This is a genomic window from Amycolatopsis sp. NPDC114504 (genome assembly GCF_055633595.1).
In genome coordinates, this window is record NZ_JBVKDU010000005.1 from 809844 (window position 1) to 828601 (window position 18758).

Sequence of the window (18758 nt, forward strand, 5' to 3'; positions counted from 1 at the left end):
GAGGGATCAGTAGTGGATCTCGGCCCGCACCGGGTAGTGGTCGGAGGGAATCGTGCCACCGTCGTAATGCACCAGCCGTACCGGGCCGACCTCGGCGCGTCGCAGCGAGCCGACGTAGTCCAGCGAGTCGCGGTAGGTCGCCGGGACGGACTTAGCCGCGGCCGGGTTGGTGACGGCGTCGAAGGTGTACTCCCCCGCGCCCGTGGTGCGCAGCGAGCCGCCGAGCGCGGCCGCCCCCTGCTCGGCCTGGGTGCGGCCCTCGGCGTCGCGGCGGTCCTGCCCGGCCCGGTACTCGATGTTGAGGTCCCCGGCGACGGCCACCGCGTCCCCGGCCGGGACGCGCGCGGCGGCGAGGTCGCGCAGCTCGCCGAGCTGGGCCATCCGGATCTGGTGCGCCTTGGGCAGCGTCTCGGGGCCTTCGTCGGCCTGCAGGTGCGTGCCGGCGAGCCAGAGCGCCTTGCCGTGGGCGAAGATCCGGACCAGCGCCGCGCCCTTGTTCGCGAGGTAGTCGGCCGTGCCGGAGTAGGAGGTGCGGTAGACGAGCTGGTGCTTCTCGGTGATCGGGTACTTGCTCAGCACGGTGACGCCGCCGTTGACCACGATCGGCGAGTTCGAGCAGTTGCCGCTCACCGACGTCCAGCCCGGCGACGTCGAGCAGGACTGGCCGACCAACGGCGTCCGGAAGGGATACGCGTCCACGAGCCGGTCGCGCAGGCCCTCGGCCTGGGCGCTGAAGGCCTCTTCGAGGACGACGACGTCGGTGTCCTGCGCGCGGATGACGCGCTCGGCGGCCAGGGCCCGGGCCTCCTTGTCGGAGGTGTTCGGGTTGGCGATCCACGGCAGCTGCCAGAGGTTGAAGCTGAGCACGCTCACCGCGGCGTCCGCGGCCCGGGCGGGCGTGGCGACGAGGGCGAAGGCGGTGACGACGGCGGCGAGAAGGGCGGTCCTGCGCACGCGGGGTCCTTTCCGGGTCAGGAGACGACGAAGGCGCGGGAGGTCCCGCCGAGCTGGGTGATGGCTCCGGTGAGGCCGTGCTTCCAGGCTCCGGAGTGGACGACGCGGTACTTGCCGGCCGGGGTGTTCGCGGGGATGTCCCAGGTGACCTCGGCGCGCGACTCGCTGACGAACGTCCGCGTCCACCGGAACTTCGTCGCCCAGTCGCCGTCGTCGGCGTAGCGGACCCAAGCGCCGTTCACGTACTGCTGGATCTCGAGGAACGTGCCGTCGCGGCGGAGGTCGTTCTTCGGGTGGCCGGTCACGAAGGCGACCGACACCCGCTCGCCGCGCCGGTAGCTGCTCTTCGCGTCGGTGACGACGTCGCCGAAGCTCTTCAGCAGCGGCGCGCTGTCGAAGACGACGCCGGGCTGGAAGTTCACGAGCTTGCCGCGCAGGTCGCGCGGGACCGGCCCATGCGGCACCGGCGTCCCCGCCTTCATCGCCGCGGCGAGCTTCCCGAACTCCTGCTGGTACGCGGGCAGCGTGTAGCGGCCGAAGAGCGTCGACGCGCCTTCGTACTGCTGCGAGTCGTACTCCTCCGGGGTCGTGACGTACTGGCTGTAGGCGTTGGAGTAGCCCTGCATCAGGACGTTCTCCAGCGGCACGCCCAGCGCCTCGGCGACGGTCTTCCGGATCCGCAGCCCGGCGACGATCGTGTACTCCGCGGGCCCGGCGACGAGGTGCAGCTGCCCGATCCGGACGATCTGCAGCGGCAGCACCTCGGGCGCCCACGGGTAGGGCTTCATCGCGCCGAACGGCACGGCGACGACCTTCGGCGCCTGCGCGTCGGCCAGGGCCTGCGGGATCGGCGCGTCGATGCCGCCGAGCCAGTCGATGAAGGGGTTCTTGACGCCTTCGGGCAGCGGCAGGCCGGGCCCGTCTTCGGTGCTGCCGGCGAGCATCGAGACGCCGATGGCGGCGGTGCAGGTCCGATGTGGACGGCCGTCCGGGGTGAACCTCGGGTCCACGTCGACGCCCGCCATGTCCACGTACGTCAGCCGGTGGTCGACGCCGCCGGTGACGGTCTCGGTCGCCGCGTCGAACGCGCGTTTCGCCGCCTGGAACTGGAGTTCCCCGATGCGCCGGGTGTTCTCGAACTCCGTCTCGGGCGTGCCGGGCTTCAGGTTCAGGTTCGGCGTGCATGTCGCCGGAGTTGGTCTGGGCGAAGGCGGCGACGAACCCGGGCGGGCCATCGAGGTAGCGGACGCCGGCGTGGTCGTGCTCCCACGTGTAGGCGGCGTACCCCTTGTTGTCGCTGCTGATCAGGTGGTTGCCGTTGCTCATCGACGTGCCGTGGGTGGCGAACCAGGTGATCGCGCCGACGTCCCGGCCGCCTTGCCGGAACCGCAGGACGGTGACGGCGGGGTCGATCGAGAGCGGGAAGTGGTCCTTGTCCGGGTTGAGCTCGAAGGCGACGCGGGACCGGTTGGCGCTGGCTTCGGTCAGCTCGGTGCGGCCGAGGGTGAGCTCGCCGGGCTTGAGGTCGTCGTGGGCCCGGCCGATCGCGTCGGTGATGCCGGCGACGACGGCGTCGTAGGTCTGCTGCTGGAACCCGAGGATCGACAGGTCGTAGGCGGCGTAGTGCGAGTCGCCGCCGCACGCCGAATGCGTGTGGGTGGCGTTGAGCAGGACGTTCTGCTCCGTGTAGCGGTCGCCGTACTTCCGGGCCAGTTCGCGGAGAACGCCCTGGTGGACGGACTGGAACAGGGCCCCCAGCTCGGCGGTGACGAAGACGATCCGCTTCGTCCCGTCGTCGACGATGTAGGCGCGGGCCCGGGTGCGCAGGTGGATGCCGGCGGTCTGCTGCTGCGGCATCGAGTAGCCCATCATGCCGTTCTCGGCGGCGGGCCCGGTGACGTCGCCGATCCCGACGCCCACCCGCAGGGCCGTGGCCGCTTCGGCGGTTCTCCCGCCGAGCGCGGCGGCGAACGGGAGCGCGGTGGCTCCGGCCAGGACGGTACGACGACTCACCCGCATACGGTCTCCCGACTAACGTGAACGACTTTCGCGTTAGTCGGGGACCGTACGTGAGCCCCGCCACCCGGGCAACCCGACAAAAGTGCCGTCAAGCCGCCCGGGCGCCGTCGATTCGCCGGTCAGCCGAGGGCTTCGGCGATCTTCGTCAGCGTCGCCGCGTCCCCGCGGAGCAGCAGCTGGGTGACCACGGTTTCCTCCCAGGCCTGCAGTTCGTCGCGGATCTTCGCCGCCGGCCCGATCAGCGACGTGTCCTCCACGAGCGACGTCGGGATCGCCGCGGTCGCTTCGTCCTTGCGGCCCGCCAGGTACAGCTCCTGCACCTTGTCGGCCACGTCCTCGTAGCCCAGCCGGGCGAAGACGTCGTGGTGGAAGTTCACGCTCTTCGCGCCCATCCCGCCGATGTACAGCGCCAGCGACGGCTTGATCCACGAAGCCGCCTCCTCGACGTCGTCGTGCACGATCACCGGGATCGAGCACGGCACCTCGAACGTCTCCAGGGTGTGGCGCGCACCTTCGCGGGCGAAGCCCTCCTCCAGCGCCGCCTTGTAGAAGGCGTTGCTCTTGGGCGAGAAGAACAGCGGCAGCCAGCCGTCGCCGATCTCGGCGGAGAGGGCGACGTTCTTCGGGCCCTCCGCCGCCAGGTGGATCGGGATCTCCTTGCGCAGCGGGTGGACCGTCGGCTTCAGCGCCTTGCCGAGCCCGGTGCCGCCCTTGAGCGGCAGCTGGAAGTGCTGGCCGTCCAGGGTCACCGGGGCCTCGCGGGCGATCACCTGCCGGACGATGTCGACGTACTCCCGGGTCCGGGCGAGGGGCTTCGGGTACGGCTGGCCGTACCAGCCCTCGACGACCTGTGGCCCGGACGCGCCGAGCCCGAGCACCATCCGGCCGCCGGAGAGGTGGTCCAGGGTCATGGCGCTCATCGCCGTCGCGGTCGGGGTGCGCGCGGCCATCTGCACGATGTTCGTGCCCAGGCGGATCCGGCTGGTCGACGCGCCGTACCAGGCCAGCGGCGTGAACGCGTCCGAGCCGTACGCCTCCGCCGTCCACACCGAGTCGAAGCCGAGCTCCTCGGCCTTGAGCACCGCTTCCAGTGCGCCCGGCGTCGGGCCGCTGCCCCAGTACCCGACGTGGAATCCCAGCTTCACGAATGCCTCCTAGACGTTCGGCGCGTAGTGCTCGGGCTTGCCCCGCTCCGACAGCGGCGGCAGGTTCCTCCGTGGAGTCTCGACCAACGCGGCCCCGGGAGCCACCTCGCCGCGCACGCGACGCCAGCCGGCGCGGGCCCGGGGGTGGTAGCGGCGGTCGTGCGGGACGAGCTTGAACACGGCGTTGATCAGCTTCCCGACCCGGCGGTGCCGGCGCGCGTCGCGGTCGGACCAGCGCAAGCCCAACAGGTCGCGGATCTCGGGGTCGTAGAGGCCGGTCGTCAGCCAGCGGAAGGTGCGGGCGATCAGCGCGCTCACCGGCCGCCACAGCGGGTCCGGCAGCCACGGCAGGAACGGCGGCTTCGAGATCCCGCGCAGGTCCAGGACGTCGCGGGTGGCCTTGTTGTCCTCCAGGACCTCGGCGCACATGCGCTTCCAGTACCGCTGGAAGTCTTCCCAGCTGTCCGGCACCGGCCGCATCGTCATGTCGTACATCCGCCACCACATGACGTGCTCGTCGAACAGCCGCCGCTTCTCCGCTTCGCCGATGCCGCCCATGAAGTGGTCGGCGATGAGGATCGTGCTGACGAAGAACGTCGAGTGCGCCCAGTAGTAGGTGTCCGGGTCCAGCGCGTGGTACCGGCGTCCCCGAGCGTCGACGCCCTTGATGCGGTCGTGGTAGCCGCGCACTTCGAGGGCCGTCGCGTGGGCGCGCGGGCCGTCGTAGACCACGCCGCCGATCGGGTAGAGCGAGCGGAACAGCCGCTGCCAGCGCTCCTCGAAGAACCGCGAGTGCTGCTCGACGCCGGCGCCGAGACCCGGGTGCATGTTCTGCATCGAGCCGGCCCACAGGGCGATCAGCAGGCCCCGCCAGTCGCCGAAGTACTTCCACGTCAACGAGCCCGGGCCCAGCGGTTCGGGGGCATCCATCGGCACTCCTCGTCGAGTCGAACTGACTACGGCTGTTGTCAGGCTAGGATCTGACAACACACGTAGTCAACCGAGGAGTGACCATGCCGGGCCGCACGTGGGCGGGCACGACCCTGGACGACCGGAAGGCGCTGCGGCGCGAGCAGCTCGTGTCCGCGGGCCTCGAGCTGCTCGGCACCGAGGGCTCGGCCGGGACGAGCGTGCGCGCGGTCTGCCGACACGCGAAGCTCACCGAGCGGTACTTCTACGAGAGCTTCGCCGACCGCGAGGAGCTCGTCGCGGCGGTCTACGAGCACGTCGGCGAGCAGGCCCGGCAGGCGCTGGTCGACGCGGTCCGCGACGCGCCGACCCCGGCTTCGCGGGCCGAGCACGCCGTGCGCGCGTTCGTCGAGCTGATCGTCGACGACCCCCGCCAGGGCCGGGTCCTGCTGCTCGCCCCGCTGACTGACCCCGCGCTCACTCGCCGGGGCCTGCACCTGCTGCCGGTCTTCGCCGCGCTCGTCGGCGAGCAGCTGTCCCACGGGGACGAGACCGAGCGCCAGATGGTCGCCGTCGGGCTGGTCGGCGCGCTGAGCAACGTCTTCATCGCCTACCTCGACGGCTCGCTGAAGGTCTCGCGCGACCGGCTCGTCGCCCACTGCGTGCGGCTCGTGCTCGGCGCCGACCACCACTGACCTCACCTCCGACCTCGTGACAGTGCCCGTGACACTGGCGGGGAAGATCGGGCACACTCAACCCATGCGTACCGCTGGGCGGAACGATGGCACGAGCGGCGACGGTCTCGTCGCGGCCCGGCTCGCCGCGCTCCTGGAAGCCTTCCAGCCGGGCGACGAGACCCTCGGCGTCTCCGAGCTGGCCCGCCGGACCGGGCTGGCGAAGACGACGGTCCACCGATTGGTGGGTCATCTCGCCGACACCGGCCTGCTCACCCGCGAGGGGGGTGCGGTGCGGCTCGGGCTGCGGCTGTTCGAAATCGGCCAACTCGCCTCGCCCCGCCGTGGGCTGGTCGAAGCGGCCCGCCCGTACCTCGCCGACCTCCGCGAAGCGACGCGCAACACCGTCCACCTCGCCATCCTCGAAGGCACCGAAGTCGTCTACCTCGACGTGCTGCGCGGCCCGGACGCGCCGACGCTGCCGTCGCGCATCGGCGGCCGGTTCCCCGCGCACGCCACCGGGGTCGGGAAGGCGATCCTCGCTTTTTCTCCGGAATCCGTGGTGAACCAGGTCATCGACGCCGGATTACCCAGGATGAGCCCGAAGACGATCACCGCGCCGGGTCTGCTGCGCCGCCAGCTCACCCGGGTCCGGGAGGACGGGATCGCGCTGGAGCGCGAGGAATCCGGCGTCGGCGTCGTGTGCGCGGCCAGCCCGCTGCTCGACGCCCGCGGCGTCGCGGTCGCCGCGGTCTCGATCTCCGGCTGGGCCAACCGGATGCGGACCGAACGGGTCGCCCCGGCCGTCCGCACGGTCGCACTCGCGTTGACCCGGACACTCTCCGGATCCACTCGGGACAGTCGGAAATAATCTTGCGGGACAACGCTTTCGCGATCTCTAGGCCGTCCGGCTGACGTAACCGTCCCGAGCTGGACGGGTGATCGGAAGCGGCTACGATCCGTCGAATGGCCCAGCACAGCTGGGGGACGACGTTCTCGGGCCGCTCCCCCGCGACCCTTTCCGAGCCGGCGGCCGGTCACCGGTTGCTGTCGCTCGACATCGTGCTCGCGCTGCTGGCCCTCGCCGGCGGCCTGCGGGTGCTCTACCTCGCCGCGCCGAGCCCGGCCCTGCCCGCCGAAGCCGCGAACGTCGCCCACGCCTACGCGCTCGGCCACTTCACGCCGTTCACCGACGCGGGCGGCGCCGGCGTCAGCCCGTTCGGCTGGTGGCAGCTCTCGGCCTACACGATGGTTTCGGACGCGTTCGGCCGCTCGGCCACGGCGCTGGCGGCGGTCCGCGAGACGATGCTCGTCGCCGCGGTGGTCGGGGCCGTGCTGCTGTGGGTGCTGGCGCGCCGGCTCGGCCTGACGCGGTGGGCCTCGGCGGCCGCGGTGCTGCTGCTCGCGGCGTCCCCGCTGGCGCTCGGGCTGCAGCGGCTGGTCGTCGTCGAGCACCTGGCGGCCGTGTGGGCGCTGGGCGCGCTGGTGCTGGTCACCCGGCCCGACGCCCGGATCCGGCACGACGTCCTGGCCGCGGTGTGCCTGCTGGCGGCGGTGCTCACCTCGCCGCTCGCGCTGGTCTTCCTGCCCGCGGCCGGCTGGCTGCTGGTGCGCCGCGCGCCCGTGCGGGCCGCGCTGGTGGCGGTGCTGCTCAACCTCGGGCTCGGCATCGCGTTCGGCCCGGCGGCGGGGATCCTGCGGCCGCACCTCGCGGCCGCGGGCCGCCCGTCGGTCGCCGACTGGGTCGCGCTCGACCCGGCGTGGGCGGTGCTGTCGACCTTCGCGCTGGTGGCCGCGCTCGCCGTGACGTCCCTGCGGCCGTTCGCGGTGTCCGGCCTGCTGCTCGCCGCCACCCTGGCCGTCCCGGGCGTGCCGCACACCGCCGTGCTCGCCCTGCTGCTGCCGGTGACACCGCTGCTGCTGGCCGGGGTCGTGCAGGCCGTGACCCGGCAGCGCGCGGCCGCGCACCGGTCGGCAGACGGCCGGCGGCGCGGGACCGGCGTCGCACTCGCCGCGGTCGTCCTCGTCGCGATCGTCGCCGCCGGCTGGGTGTACGGCTACCCGGCCCTGCGGCCGACGACCGACCGGGGCGGGCCGATGGCCGAAGCGCAGGAGTGGTTGCGGGTCAACGCTTCCGGCTCTCGCGTGCTCGTCGACGACGCCGCCTGGGCCGAGCTCGCCAAGGCCGGCTGGCCGACCGGCATGCTCGTCGCGCCCGCCGCGTGCGTCGCCACGTGCCCGCCCGCCGAGTGGGCGGTCTTCGCGGACGACGCGACGGATCTCCGCCGGCACTACCCGGCCCTCGACACCGCTTTCAACAACTCCGGCGCGACCGCCGTGTTCGGGACCGACCCAGCGGTCAAGGTCACCGTCTCGCGCCTCGGCCTGCCGCCGGCCGACCCCGCCGCGTCGTCGGAGTCGTCGGCGCGCGCCCACGCCGGCGAGGCCCTCCAGGCGTCGGCCCGCATCGCGTTCGCCCCGGACGCCGCCGCCGAGCTCCGCGCGGGCCACGTCGACCCGCGCCTGATCGCGACGATCGCCGCCCTCGCGGCCCTGCAGCCGGTCCGGGTCGCGGCGTTCCCCGAGGTCCCCGGCGAAGACCCCGCCGGGCAACCACGCCGCCGCGTCCTGCTGACCGGCGGCGAAGACGGCGCGGCCGCGTTCTACACCGGCCAGCGCGACCTGTTCCGCCCCTCGTCGGTCGCCCGGACCGGCGGTGGCGTGCTCGTCACCTATCCGCTGTTCGCGCCCCCGGGACTGCTCGTCCCGTTCTCCTCCCCCTGACCGGCGAAAGGCCTTCCGATGCGCACCCTCCCCAAGCTCCTGCTCAGACCCGGCGGGCTGGCCGCCGCGGCGTTCCTGCTCGTCGCGCTGACGCCGGTGACGGCCGAGGCGGCGACCGCCCCCGGCCCGGGCGTCGGCTGGATCCGGGTCGGCCACCTGTCCCCCAAGGTGCCGCCGGTGGACATCTACTTCGCGCCGTTCGGCCAGGCCGAGAAGGTCGTCATCCGCAAGGCGGGCTACGGCGCGGTCACGCCCTATTCGTCGCTCGACCCCGGCAAGTACACGCTGTCGATGCGGCCCGCCGACGCCGCATCCAGCACCCCGCCCGCGCTGTCGGCGACCATCGAGGTCGCCGAGCGCAGCGCCTACTCGCTGCTGGTGTTCGCGAACGGCCCGGACGGCACGCTCAAGGGCGACCTGGTCACCGACGACCTCAGCGCGCCCGCCGCCGGCAAGGGCCGGGTCCGGGTGGTCGAAGGGTCGGCCGCGATCACGCCGGTCAGCGTCGCGGGCCCGACGGGCCTGTCGATCGCCAAGGACGCGGCCTACGGCCAGACGTCGTCCTATGTGGACGTTCCGGAAGGGCGCTGGCCGCTGCAGCTCACCGGCGGCACGGTGCAGTCGACCGCCGACGTCGACGTCAAGGCCGGGACGTCGACGACGCTGCTGGTCACCGAGAACGCCGGGGCGCTCAAGGCGAACCCGATCTCCGACGGCGCGTCGCTGCCCGAGCCGCCGAGGCTCGGCGTCGAGACCGGGGGTGGCGGCACGGCGCCGTCGTCCGGTCTGCCGCTCTGGCCGGTGTTCGCGGCGGCCGGGCTGCTGGCCGTGTTCGTGGCCGGGCGCCGGTTGGTCCGTGCGCGCTGACCTCGGCGCGCTGCTCGTCGCGGTGCTGCTGGCCGCGGGCTGCTCGGCGGCCCCGGCCGCGGCACCGCCTTCGTCGCCGGTCTCCCCGACGACGGCACCGACGCCGACCGGCGGCCCGCAGCCCCTGCCCCGGGCGGCCGACGTCCGCCCGGTCCGCCTGCGGATCCCCGCCATCGGCGTCGACGCGCCCGCGCTCGTCCCGCTCGGGCTGGGCGCCGACCACGAGCTCGAAGCACCCGCGCGCTTCGAAGACGTCGGCTGGTACGCCGCCGGTCCGGTGCCGGGAGACCCCGGGCCGGCGGTGATCGCCGCCCACGTCGACTCCCGGTCCGGGCCGGCGCCGTTCTTCCGGCTGCGTGACCTGCGCGACGGCGACCCGGTGTTCGTCACGCGTTCCGACGGCCAGGAGCTCCGGTTCGTCGTGGACACCGTCCAGCGCTACCCGAAGAACGCCTTCCCGACCGACGCGGTGTACGGGCCGGCGCCGGGCAGCGCGCTGCGGCTCATCACCTGCGGCGGCAGCTTCGACGCGGCGAAACGGTCCTACCGCGACAACATCGTCGTCTACGCCTCGACGCGCTGGGGCTAGGACTCCTTGATCAGCCCGCGCCGGGCCAGCTCGGGCCGGACGCCGTCACCGAACCAGTAGGCCTCTTCGAGGTGCGGGTAGCCCGACAGCACGAATTCGGTGACGCCGACGCTGTGGTACTCCTCGATCAGGTCCGCGACCTCGCTGTGACTCCCGACCAGCGCGGTGCCCGCGCCGCCGCGGACCAGGCCGACGCCGGCCCAGAGGTTCGGGTGGATCTCCAGCCCGCGGACACCGCCGTCGGTCCGGCCGCCGTGCAACGCGACCATCCGCTGCTGCCCGACCGACTCGCTCGCCGCCAGCTGCGCCTGTGCCTTCGCGACCTGCTCGGGGCTCAGCGCGTCCAGGAGCTTCTGCGCCTCCGCCCACGCCTCGGCCGACGTGTCGCGCGAGATCGTGTGCAGCCGGACGCCGAACCGGACCGGCCGGTCGCCGGCCAGCTCGCGGACCTTGCCGATCTTCTCCGCCACCTGCGCGGGCGGCTCGCCCCAGGTCAGGTAGACGTCGGCGTGCCGGGCCGCGACCGGGAGCGCGGCCGGCGACGACCCGCCGAAGTAGATCGGCGGCACCGGGTCCGGCGCGGCCAGCGTCGTCGCGCCTTCGACGCGCAGGTGCTCGCCCTCGAAGGTGAACGGCTGCCCGGACCAGACGCCGCGGACGATGGTGAGGAACTCGTCGGTGCGCGCGTACCGGGCGTCGTGGTCGTGCCAGTCGCCGAAGCGCCGCTGCTCGACCGCGTCGCCGCCGGTGACGATGTTGAGCAGCACGCGGCCCGCCGAGAGCCGCTGGAAGGTGCCGGCCATCTGCGCGGCGAGCGTCGGGGAGATGACGCCGGGCCGGAACGCGACCAGGAACTTCAGCCGGGTCGTCTCGCGGATCAGCGCGGCCGTGGTCAGCCACGCGTCCTCGCACCACGTGCCGGTCGGGGTCAGGACGCCTTCGAAGCCCTGCCGCTCGGCGGCGCGGGCGACCTGGGCCAGGTAGTCCAGGTCGGGTTCGCGCTGGGCCGACGGGCCCGCGGACCGGTTGGCGTGGAAGCGTTCCACGATCGTGCGGCCGTCGCCGCTGGTGGGCAGGAACCAGTGCAGCCTGATGCTCATCCGTTGCTCCTCGCCTGGTCCAGGTCGGAGGCGAACCGCCGGTCGGCGAACGCGGCGAAGTCCACCTTGCCCGGGAGAGTCTTCTCGTCGGTGAAGGCGTCCGCGAGCTGCTGTTCGGACGCCACCACGGCGTCGTCCAGCGGGATCGGCTGGTCCCGGCCCGCGTCGACGGCCTTCTGGGCCACTTCGAGCTTGAGCCCGGTCTCCTTGGCCCAGGCCGCCGCCCATTCCGGACGGTGCGTGTCGGCCCACTTCTGGGCCTTGACCACCCGGATCACGAAGTCGCGGATCGCCGAGTTCCGGCCGGGGTCGGCCAGCGCCGCGGTGCTCGCGGTCTCGAAAGCCAGCCCGTTGGACGCGCCGCGCCCGTCGGCGAGCACCCGGGCCTTGGCCTCGATCTGGGCCTGCGCGGTGTAGGGATCCCAGATCGCCCACGCGTCGATCGTGTGCTGGGTGAACGCCGCGTAGGCCTCGGCCGGCTGCAGGAAGCTCACCTTGATGTCCTTGGTGGACAGTCCGTTCCTGTGCAGTGTGTTCAGCAGCTGGCCGTGCGCGGAACTGCCCTTCGCGACCCCGACCGTCTTGCCCTTCAACGAAGCGACGTCCGTCAGCGGCGAATCGGGCGGGACGAGGATGGTCTCCCGCTCGACGTTGCTGCGCGCGACGCTGACGACCGCGATCTTGGCTTTCGCCGCGGCGGCGAAGATCGGTGGCGTGTTGCCGACGCGGCCGATGTCGATCGCGCCCGCCGAGGCCGCTTCGAGCAGCGGCGGTCCGGAGGTGAAGGTGGACCATTCGATCTTGTACGGCGTGCCGTCGAGCTGGCCCGCCGCGGTGAGCAGCGACTTCACACCGCCCTTCTGGTCGCCGACCTTGAGCGTCACCTTCGCCAGGTCGGCCGCACTCACCGGCCCCGGAACGGCGGCCGGTCCCGAACCGGAGCTCGCTGCCGAGCCGCACCCGGCCAGCACGAGGCCCGCCGCCACGAGCACGATTCCGTTACGCCACCGCATCTTCGGTCACCCCCAGGTCCGCCAGCACGCGCCGGCGGAGGTCGTCGTGGTCGGCTTCGCGCGGCCGGTGCTCAGCCACGATCCGCCCGCCGTCGAGCACCAGGACCCGGCCGGCGAGCCGCAGCGCCTCGTCGACGTCGTGGGTCACCAGCAGCACGCCCGGCTGGTGGCGCCGCCAGAGGTCCTGGACGAGCCCGTGCATCGCGATCCGGGTGAGCGCGTCGAGGGCGCCGAACGGCTCGTCGAGCAGGAGCAGGTCGGGTTCCCGCACCAACGCGCGGGCGAGCGACACGCGTTGCGCTTCACCGCCGGACAAGGTCAGCGGCCAGTCGTCGGCGTGGTCGGTGAGGTGGACCTCGGCGAGCGCTTTCTCCGCGAGCGCGCGGTTGCGGGCCTTCGAGACGCCGTCCTGGCGCAGGCCGAGGACGACGTTGCGCCAGACCTTCCGCCACGGCAGCAGCCGCGGCTGCTGGAAGGCGACCGAGACGGTGCCGGTCACGTCCGCGCGGCCGTCCACGTCGTCGTCGAGACCGGCCAGCACCCGCAGGAGCGTCGACTTGCCGGAGCCACTGCGGCCCAGCAGCGCGACGAACTCGCCGCGTTCGACCGTCAGGTCCAGTCCACTGAGGATGGTCCGCTCGCCGAACTTCTTCGTGAGGTCCCGGACCTCGGCTACCGGGTTCGCCACCGCAGGACCCTCCGTTCGAGCAGCCGGACCAGCGCGTCGGTGACCAGGCCGAGCAGGGCGTACAGGACGAGCCCGACGACCACGACGTCGGTGCGCAGGAACTCGCGGGCGTTGTTGATGAGGTAGCCGACCCCGGCGTCGGCGTTGACCGTCTCGCCGACGATCAGCGCCAGCCACGCGATGCCGAGCGACTGCCGCAGCCCGACGAGCGCCTGCGGCAGCGCACCGGGGATCACCACGTGCCAGAGCCGTTCCGCCCTGCTGAACCCGAGCGCTCGCGACGCCTCGACGAGGTTCGGGTCGGCGCCGCGGATTCCCGAGTGGACGTTCAGGTAGAGCGGGAAGGCCACCCCGAGCGCGACCAGCACGATCTTGGTTTCCTCGCCGATGCCGAACCACAGGATGAACAGCGGGATCAGGCCGAGGAACGGCAGCGTCCGCAGCATCTGCACCGGCGGGTCGACCAGCACCTCGCCCCAGCGGGACAGCCCGGCCACGATGCCCAGCACCACCCCGACCACGGCGCCGATCGTGAACCCGGCGCCGACGCGCCCGAGCGACACCGCGAACGCCTCACCGAGCTCACCGCTGCGTGCGACTTCGACGCCGGCCCGCACGACCGTCCACGGTGAACTGAGCTTGTCGGGCGGCAGCACTCCGGTGCCGCTGGCGATCTGCCAGGCGGCGACGAGCACCACCGGGCTGATCCAGCGCCGCAGGTCGGGCCGGCGCAGCGTGCGGCGCGGCGCACCTTCGGCGCGTTTCCGGGCGCGCGGAAGCACGCCCGTGGTGGAAATCGACACGGATTTCTCCCGGGGACAGGGATGTTCGGGCTTGCGTGATCCCGACATTCGGGCCCCGGGCCGGCAAAGTCAATCGGTGCCCAGTCCGTGAAATCGCGGGGTTTCACCCCGTGGACGCGCTTGCTCAGCCGCCGAACATGACCTTCCATTCGTCCAGCGACCGCGGCCGGTAGACGAAGTTGGTGCGTTTGACGTCGGACAGCGCGGCCGACGGTTCGGCCGAGTACTGGTGCCCGGGGTAGACGACGGGGTCGCCGTCGAGGCCGGCGAGGGCCTGCAGGCTGCGGTAGATCTCCTCGGCGTCGCCGCCGGGGAAGTCGGTGCGGCCGCAGCCTTCCAGGAAGAGCGTGTCGCCGGAGACGAGCTTGTCCTCGACGAGGAAGCACTGGCTGCCGGGCGTGTGACCGGGGGTGTGCAGCATCCGCACCGGGATCGCCCCGACCTCGAGGACGTCGTCGTGGTCGTGCGCGCGCAGATCGGTGTCCGACACCCCGGTGACGCGCCGGACCCATTCGCTTTCGGCGCCGTTGACGTGGATCGGCACGGGCTTGATCGCGAGCAGCTCGGCGATCCCGGGCAGCTCGAAGCCCATCATCGCGCCCCCGACGTGGTCGGGGTGGTGGTGCGTGGCGAGCACACCGGTGAGCCGCATGCCATCGGCCTCGAGGACATCGAGCAGGTCCTGCACGGCGTAGGCCGGGTCGACGACCACCGCGTCCTGGGTGTCCCGGTCGCCGATGAGGTAGGCGAAGTTCACCATCTGCGTCGCGACGGGATCGCCGACGGCGAAGTCCCGCCCGGCGAGCAGCTGCCGGAAGTAGAGCCGATCTGCCATGGCCACACCCTACGGGTCAGCTTTTCGACGGAGTCAGCACGATCCTCCCGAACACCTCGCCGGCCTGCATCTTCCGGTGCGCCACCACCGCTTCCTCCAGCGGCAGCACCTCGTGCACCACCGAGGTCAGCTCGCCCCTGTTCGCCGCGGCGAACAGCTCCGCGGTGACCGCGCGCCGGTCGGCTTGGGGCACGGTGTTCGCGCTGAACGTCGCGAACGACCATGACTGCTGGAACGACGCGAACAGCTGTTTGCCGAAGTCGGCCGGTGGGTCGCCGGCGACCGCGCCGACCGCCACCAGGCGGCCGTTCGGGCTCAGCTTGGCGAAGAACGACGGCAGCCCCGGGCCCGCGACGACGTCGAGGATGACGTCGTAGGTGTCCGCCGTCCCCTCGCCGGCGCGGTCCAGCACGCGGGTCGCGCCGAGCTCGCGCAGGCGGTCGGCGCGCTCGGGCGACGACGTCGTGACCGCGATCGCGCCGGCGCCGGACCGGGCCGCGAGCTGGACCGCCATGATCCCGATGCCGCCCGCCGCCCCGCGGACCAGCACCGACTCGCCCGGGGCGAAGTGGGCGTGGCGGAGGCCGAAGTGGGCCACGGCGCCGGAGCTGCCGAGCGTCACCGCGTCCACCGCGGACGTCGCCGCCGGGAGCGGGACGAGCGTCTCGGCCGGGGCGACCGCCTGCTCGGCGTAACCCCCGCCCACGCCGGTGAAGGCCCACACCCGCTGCCCGAGCCAGTTCGGGTCGACGCCTGGCCCGATCGCGGTCACCGTGCCCGCGATCTCGCCGCCGAGGACGTGCCCGTCCCGGAACCCGTACGCGGCGAGGGCGCCGCTGCGGATCACGGCGTCGACGCCGCCCACGCCGATCGCCTCGGTGGCGACGAGCACCTGTCCTCCGGCGGGTTCCGGGACCGGGAGGTCGATGACCGTCAGCCCTTCGGGACCGCCGAACGCTTGCACCGCAACTGCTTTCATGCGTCCGACGGTAGTGGACGCCGGCGTCCGGTTGGCTAAAGTGAGAGCGTGGCCGATCACTTGCCTCACCTGCTGCGGTCCGACGCCCGCGACAACCGCGAGCGCATCCTCGACGCGGCCCGCGCGGTGTTCGCCGCCGACGGCCTGGACGTGCCGATGCGCGAGATCGCCCGGCGCGCCGGCGTCGGGCCGGCCACCCTGTACCGGCGGTTCCCGACCAAGGAACTGCTTGTCACTGCGGCGTTCACGGACCAGATGCGGGCGTGCTACGCCCTCGTCGACGAGGGGCTGGCCGATCCCGACCCGGGGCGCGGCTTCGCCCGGATGGTCGAGCGGCTCTGCGAGCTGCACGCCCGCGACCGGGGCTTCACCGCGGCCTTCGTGTCGGCGTTCCCGCACGCGATCGACTTCGCCGCGGAGCGCCAACGGGCGTTGCGGTCGATCGCCGAGCTGATCCGCCGCGCACAGGACGCCGGCCACGTGCGCCCCGACGTCGTCCTCGACGACCTCGTCCTCATCCTCATGGCCAACGGCGGCATCCAGGCGGCGTCACCGGAGGCGCGTGTCCTCGCGTCACGACGCTTCGCCGCGCTCGCGCTCCGCGGGCTGCGAACCTGACCCCTGGTGCAAGGCGGCGTACGCGCGGTCGCGCAGGACGTTCGCCTCGCGGTCCGACAGGGTCGTGTCCAGCGGGCGCAGCACCAGCCGGACCAGGAGGTTCTTCTGGTCCGCGGTGGCGCCGAGCCGGGCCACTGCCTGAGGCGGCAGGTCAGCACACGGCGTCTCCTGGAGGATCTCGACCGACTCGACGACGTCGGCGTCGTCCCCGAGGGCGGTGCGGACGCGGTCGCCGAGGTCCTCGGCGCGGTCGTCGTGCGCCACCGCGATGGAGAGGTCGCGCCGCACCGGCGGGAGGGTCGAGACCGGACGGTACGGCTCAAGGTCGCCGAGCTGCGCCGCGACGGCCGGGTGCGGTGACCGCAGGAGGCGGATGTCCGGGATGTCCTTGAGCAGCATCAGCATCCGGTCGAGGCCCATGCCGAGGGCGAGCCCGGACCAGCTCTCTTCGAGGCCGGCCCTCGCGAGGACGTCGGGGTGGGCGAGGCCGCATTCGGCGATCTCGACCCACTCGCCGTGGTGGCGGACGTCGAGCTGGGCACCGTCCACTGTGTACGGATGACGGCGGGGTTCGAGCCGCCACCGGCGTCCCGGCAGGAGCGCGGTGGCGAGTCCTTCCACGAGCCGCTCGAGGTCCGGCTTGTTCGTCCGCGTGATCCGCCAGAGGTCGAGCTGGTGCGGAGTGCCGGTGTGCAGCCGGTCGATGCTGTCCCGCCGGTAGACGATGCCCGGGCAGACGAGCAGGACGTCATCGGCGGGGCAGGCTTTGAGCGCCCGCAGGGCGGCGGGCACCAGGGCGCTGGAATGGCTGCGCAGCACGTGACCGGCGTCGACGTAGCGGGTGTAGCGCGCGTCGCGGGTGACGTCGGCGGGGTCGTAGCCGAGGTTGTCGTAGTTGTCGGCGACGGTGACGATGCGATCGCCCGGCCACCACCGGACTTCGGTCCGCGGCCCCTTGGCGGCGGCGACGGCCCGCTCGACAACGAGCTGGAGGGCGTGCGGGCCGGCCGCGGGGTCGGTGAGATCGCGGATGGCGAGGTCGCGGGTGAGCTGGGTGGGGGTGAGCGTTTCGGGCATGACGGGACCTTCCGGGGGTGAACGGGGTGAGGGGTGAGGGGTGACGGCTCCCCCTGGCCCGGACACCAGGCGAGGTTCGTTGCGGCTTGGTCGTGGCTCGGCTGCGGTGGTGCAGACCGAACCGCGCGGGCAACGCTCAGACAGCGCCGACCACGGACATGGCACCGGAACCCCGCTGGCACCCGCACAGGGCCAGGGGGCCGGTAAATCGGCGGTACTCCGCAACGACGGCCACGGACCCAGGTTATCGGGCCGTGTCACGCGGATTTTTCACTCGCCCACCTCCCCGTCGGCCAGCTCCCGCAGCAGATCCAGATGCCCCACGTGCCGGGCCGTCTCCTGCACGACATGCCCCACCACCCATCGGACCGTGAACTCCGACCGCCGGCGGGTCCGGTCGTCCGGGCCCAGCCGGCGCAACGACTTCTCCGACCGTGCCCACTCGGCCTTGTACGCCGCCACCACCGAAGCCGGGGTGTCGTCCGGACCCACGTCCCAGCTCGGGTCCGGGGATCCCGCCCACAGCGACGGCAGGTCCGCTCCCCCGGCCTCGATCGACAACCACCAGCGCTCCACCGCCGTCAGGTGCTTCACCACCCCCAGCGCGCTCAACCGCGGCGACGTCGAGAACGGGGTGGCCGCCGCCAAGTCCGCCGGCAACCCCGCCAGCTTGTTGACCGCCGTCGCGCGCAGGAACTGCAGGAAGTCCAGCTGGAGGCGCAGCTCGTCGCCGGCCAGTGGGGCCGGCCAGGACCGATGCGTCTTCGAACTCGTGTTCGACATGACCGGAACGTACCGCACCGGTCCGACAAAATAGAGTGATCGGCATGTGGTGGGGACTCCTCTGCGCCCTCGGCGCCGCAATCGCGTACGGCGTGGCTTCGGTCATGCAGTCGGTCGCCGCGCGGGCGACCGAAGACTCCGGTGCGGCCGGGGTCGATCCGAAGCTGCTCGTTCGCGTCCTCGGCCAGTGGAAGTTCGTGCTGGGCCTGGTGCTGGACGTTCTCGGCTTCGTCGCGCAGATCGCCGCCCTGCACGTCCTGCCGCTGTTCGTCGTGCAGGCCGCGCTCGCCGCGAGCCTCGCCGTGACCGCCGTCGCCGCGCGGTTCCTCGGGATCCGCCTCGGCAAACGGGAATGGGCGGCCGTCGCCGTCGTGTGCGCCGGGCTCGGGCTGCTCGGCGCGGCCGCCGAGAGCGAGGGCTCCGACCCGGTCGGGCTCGGCTTCCGGCTCGGGCTGATCGGGGCCGTCGTCGTGCTGGCGGCCGCCGGGATCGCCGCCGGGAAGGCGAGCAGGCACATCAGGACACCCGCGCTCGGGCTCGTCGCCGGGCTCAGCTTCGGGGTTGTCGCCATCTCCGGGCGGATCATCCCCAGCCTCGCCCCGCTGGATCTGCTCACCGACCCGGCCACCTACACCGTGGCCGTCGCGGGCGGGATGGCGATGCTGTTCTACGCGACGGCGTTGCAACGCGGGAGCGTCACCACGAGCACCGCGATGATGGTGCTCGGCGAAACCGTCTTCCCGTCGCTGGTCGGCGTCTTCGTCCTCGGCGACCGCACCCGGCCCGGGTTCGCCGTCGTCGCGCTCGCCGGGTTCGTCCTCGCCGTGGCCGCCGCGCTCGCGCTGGCCCGCTTCGGAGAACCGGCGACCGAGGGAAATGAGACGAAGCCGACCGTGTTCCCGTAACTTGTTTACTTAGACT

Annotated in this window: 18 protein-coding genes and 1 pseudogene; 7 read left to right on the top strand and 12 right to left on the bottom strand. The window is 72.7% G+C overall.

From position 1 onward, the window contains the following. Positions 1-6: 6 nt before the first annotated feature. The 4 genes and pseudogenes from ACZ7PG_RS39900 to ACZ7PG_RS39915 form a co-directional block, all read right to left on the bottom strand. The gene (locus ACZ7PG_RS39900; protein ID WP_470244375.1) at positions 7-954 is read right to left on the bottom strand and encodes a sphingomyelin phosphodiesterase; all 948 of its coding nucleotides are present in this window, start codon (positions 952-954) and stop codon (positions 7-9) included. A 17-nt stretch (positions 955-971) separates the two neighbouring features. Beyond that, positions 972-2973, bottom strand: a pseudogene (locus ACZ7PG_RS39905) (neutral/alkaline ceramidase). 119 nt (positions 2974-3092) lie between these two features. After that, positions 3093-4118, bottom strand: a complete 1026-nt coding sequence (locus ACZ7PG_RS39910) for an LLM class F420-dependent oxidoreductase (protein WP_470244376.1) — start codon at positions 4116-4118, stop codon at positions 3093-3095. Between the two features lie 9 nt (positions 4119-4127). Beyond that, positions 4128-5048 carry an oxygenase MpaB family protein gene (locus tag ACZ7PG_RS39915; RefSeq protein WP_470244377.1) on the bottom strand — a complete coding sequence of 307 codons (921 nt, stop codon included), beginning with the start codon at positions 5046-5048 and terminating at the stop codon, positions 4128-4130. 83 nt (positions 5049-5131) lie between these two features. Between ACZ7PG_RS39915 and ACZ7PG_RS39920 the strand changes: the two genes are divergently transcribed. From ACZ7PG_RS39920 to ACZ7PG_RS39940, 5 genes are all read left to right on the top strand, one after another. Further along, complete coding sequence (locus tag ACZ7PG_RS39920) at positions 5132-5722, top strand: TetR/AcrR family transcriptional regulator (RefSeq protein ID WP_470244378.1); 591 nt, start codon at positions 5132-5134, stop codon at positions 5720-5722. A gap of 64 nt (positions 5723-5786) precedes the next feature. Beyond that, positions 5787-6572 (top strand): IclR family transcriptional regulator, encoded by a 786-nt coding sequence (locus ACZ7PG_RS39925; RefSeq protein ID WP_470244379.1) that lies wholly within the window; start codon positions 5787-5789, stop codon positions 6570-6572. 95 nt (positions 6573-6667) lie between these two features. Beyond that, positions 6668-8485, top strand: coding sequence for a glycosyl transferase (locus ACZ7PG_RS39930; RefSeq protein ID WP_470244380.1), 1818 nt, complete (start codon positions 6668-6670; stop codon positions 8483-8485). A gap of 18 nt (positions 8486-8503) precedes the next feature. Further along, positions 8504-9352: a DUF4397 domain-containing protein gene (locus ACZ7PG_RS39935; protein WP_470244381.1), complete on the top strand. Its 849-nt coding sequence runs from the start codon at positions 8504-8506 to the stop codon at positions 9350-9352. Next, a complete protein-coding gene (locus ACZ7PG_RS39940) occupies positions 9342-9941 on the top strand; it encodes a class F sortase (protein ID WP_470244382.1) in 600 nt (199 codons plus the stop codon). Before ACZ7PG_RS39935 ends, ACZ7PG_RS39940 begins: the two co-directional genes overlap by 11 nt. Here ACZ7PG_RS39940 and ACZ7PG_RS39945 read toward each other — a convergent pair. From ACZ7PG_RS39945 to ACZ7PG_RS39970, 6 genes are all read right to left on the bottom strand, one after another. Further along, positions 9938-11041: an LLM class flavin-dependent oxidoreductase gene (locus ACZ7PG_RS39945; protein ID WP_470244383.1), complete on the bottom strand. Its 1104-nt coding sequence runs from the start codon at positions 11039-11041 to the stop codon at positions 9938-9940. The genes ACZ7PG_RS39940 and ACZ7PG_RS39945 overlap by 4 nt on opposite strands. Then, the gene (locus tag ACZ7PG_RS39950; RefSeq protein ID WP_470244384.1) at positions 11038-12054 is read right to left on the bottom strand and encodes an ABC transporter substrate-binding protein; all 1017 of its coding nucleotides are present in this window, start codon (positions 12052-12054) and stop codon (positions 11038-11040) included. Before ACZ7PG_RS39950 ends, ACZ7PG_RS39945 begins: the two co-directional genes overlap by 4 nt. Continuing rightward, a complete protein-coding gene (locus tag ACZ7PG_RS39955) occupies positions 12041-12742 on the bottom strand; it encodes an ABC transporter ATP-binding protein (protein WP_470244385.1) in 702 nt (233 codons plus the stop codon). Before ACZ7PG_RS39955 ends, ACZ7PG_RS39950 begins: the two co-directional genes overlap by 14 nt. Beyond that, positions 12727-13545: an ABC transporter permease gene (locus tag ACZ7PG_RS39960; protein WP_470244386.1), complete on the bottom strand. Its 819-nt coding sequence runs from the start codon at positions 13543-13545 to the stop codon at positions 12727-12729. The genes ACZ7PG_RS39955 and ACZ7PG_RS39960 overlap by 16 nt, the downstream gene beginning before the upstream one ends. A gap of 124 nt (positions 13546-13669) precedes the next feature. Continuing rightward, positions 13670-14380, bottom strand: a complete 711-nt coding sequence (locus ACZ7PG_RS39965) for an MBL fold metallo-hydrolase (protein ID WP_470244387.1) — start codon at positions 14378-14380, stop codon at positions 13670-13672. 16 nt (positions 14381-14396) lie between these two features. Next, complete coding sequence (locus tag ACZ7PG_RS39970; RefSeq protein WP_470244388.1) at positions 14397-15359, bottom strand: zinc-dependent alcohol dehydrogenase family protein; 963 nt, start codon at positions 15357-15359, stop codon at positions 14397-14399. Positions 15360-15407: 48 nt separating this feature from the next. Between ACZ7PG_RS39970 and ACZ7PG_RS39975 the strand changes: the two genes are divergently transcribed. Further along, complete coding sequence (locus tag ACZ7PG_RS39975; protein WP_470244389.1) at positions 15408-15977, top strand: TetR/AcrR family transcriptional regulator; 570 nt, start codon at positions 15408-15410, stop codon at positions 15975-15977. Here ACZ7PG_RS39975 and srmL read toward each other — a convergent pair. Beyond that, positions 15933-17054, bottom strand: coding sequence for a PheS-related mystery ligase SrmL (gene srmL / locus ACZ7PG_RS39980; protein ID WP_470244390.1), 1122 nt, complete (start codon positions 17052-17054; stop codon positions 15933-15935). The genes ACZ7PG_RS39975 and srmL overlap by 45 nt on opposite strands. Before the next feature lie 270 nt (positions 17055-17324). After that, positions 17325-17837 (bottom strand): DinB family protein, encoded by a 513-nt coding sequence (locus tag ACZ7PG_RS39985; protein WP_470244391.1) that lies wholly within the window; start codon positions 17835-17837, stop codon positions 17325-17327. Positions 17838-17881: 44 nt separating this feature from the next. Here ACZ7PG_RS39985 and ACZ7PG_RS39990 point away from each other — a divergent pair, with 44 nt between their 5' ends. Beyond that, positions 17882-18742, top strand: a complete 861-nt coding sequence (locus tag ACZ7PG_RS39990; protein WP_470244392.1) for a DMT family protein — start codon at positions 17882-17884, stop codon at positions 18740-18742. The last annotated feature ends 16 nt before the right edge of the window (positions 18743-18758 follow it).

What these genes read in the sequence shown, in the direction of transcription:
- ACZ7PG_RS39990 (WP_470244392.1), top strand. Translation starts at nt 17,882, where the DNA reads ATGTGGTGGGGACTCCTCTGCGCCCTCGGCGCCGCAATCGCGTACGGC.
- ACZ7PG_RS39925 (WP_470244379.1), top strand. Translation starts at nt 5,787, where the DNA reads ATGCGTACCGCTGGGCGGAACGATGGCACGAGCGGCGACGGTCTCGTC.
- ACZ7PG_RS39970 (WP_470244388.1), bottom strand. Translation starts at nt 15,359, where the DNA reads ATGAAAGCAGTTGCGGTGCAAGCGTTCGGCGGTCCCGAAGGGCTGACG.
- ACZ7PG_RS39965 (WP_470244387.1), bottom strand. Translation starts at nt 14,380, where the DNA reads ATGGCAGATCGGCTCTACTTCCGGCAGCTGCTCGCCGGGCGGGACTTC.
- ACZ7PG_RS39915 (WP_470244377.1), bottom strand. Translation starts at nt 5,048, where the DNA reads ATGGATGCCCCCGAACCGCTGGGCCCGGGCTCGTTGACGTGGAAGTAC.
- ACZ7PG_RS39920 (WP_470244378.1), top strand. Translation starts at nt 5,132, where the DNA reads ATGCCGGGCCGCACGTGGGCGGGCACGACCCTGGACGACCGGAAGGCG.
- srmL (WP_470244390.1), bottom strand. Translation starts at nt 17,054, where the DNA reads ATGCCCGAAACGCTCACCCCCACCCAGCTCACCCGCGACCTCGCCATC.
- ACZ7PG_RS39985 (WP_470244391.1), bottom strand. Translation starts at nt 17,837, where the DNA reads ATGTCGAACACGAGTTCGAAGACGCATCGGTCCTGGCCGGCCCCACTG.
- ACZ7PG_RS39945 (WP_470244383.1), bottom strand. Translation starts at nt 11,041, where the DNA reads ATGAGCATCAGGCTGCACTGGTTCCTGCCCACCAGCGGCGACGGCCGC.
- ACZ7PG_RS39950 (WP_470244384.1), bottom strand. Translation starts at nt 12,054, where the DNA reads ATGCGGTGGCGTAACGGAATCGTGCTCGTGGCGGCGGGCCTCGTGCTG.
- ACZ7PG_RS39935 (WP_470244381.1), top strand. Translation starts at nt 8,504, where the DNA reads ATGCGCACCCTCCCCAAGCTCCTGCTCAGACCCGGCGGGCTGGCCGCC.
- ACZ7PG_RS39930 (WP_470244380.1), top strand. Translation starts at nt 6,668, where the DNA reads ATGGCCCAGCACAGCTGGGGGACGACGTTCTCGGGCCGCTCCCCCGCG.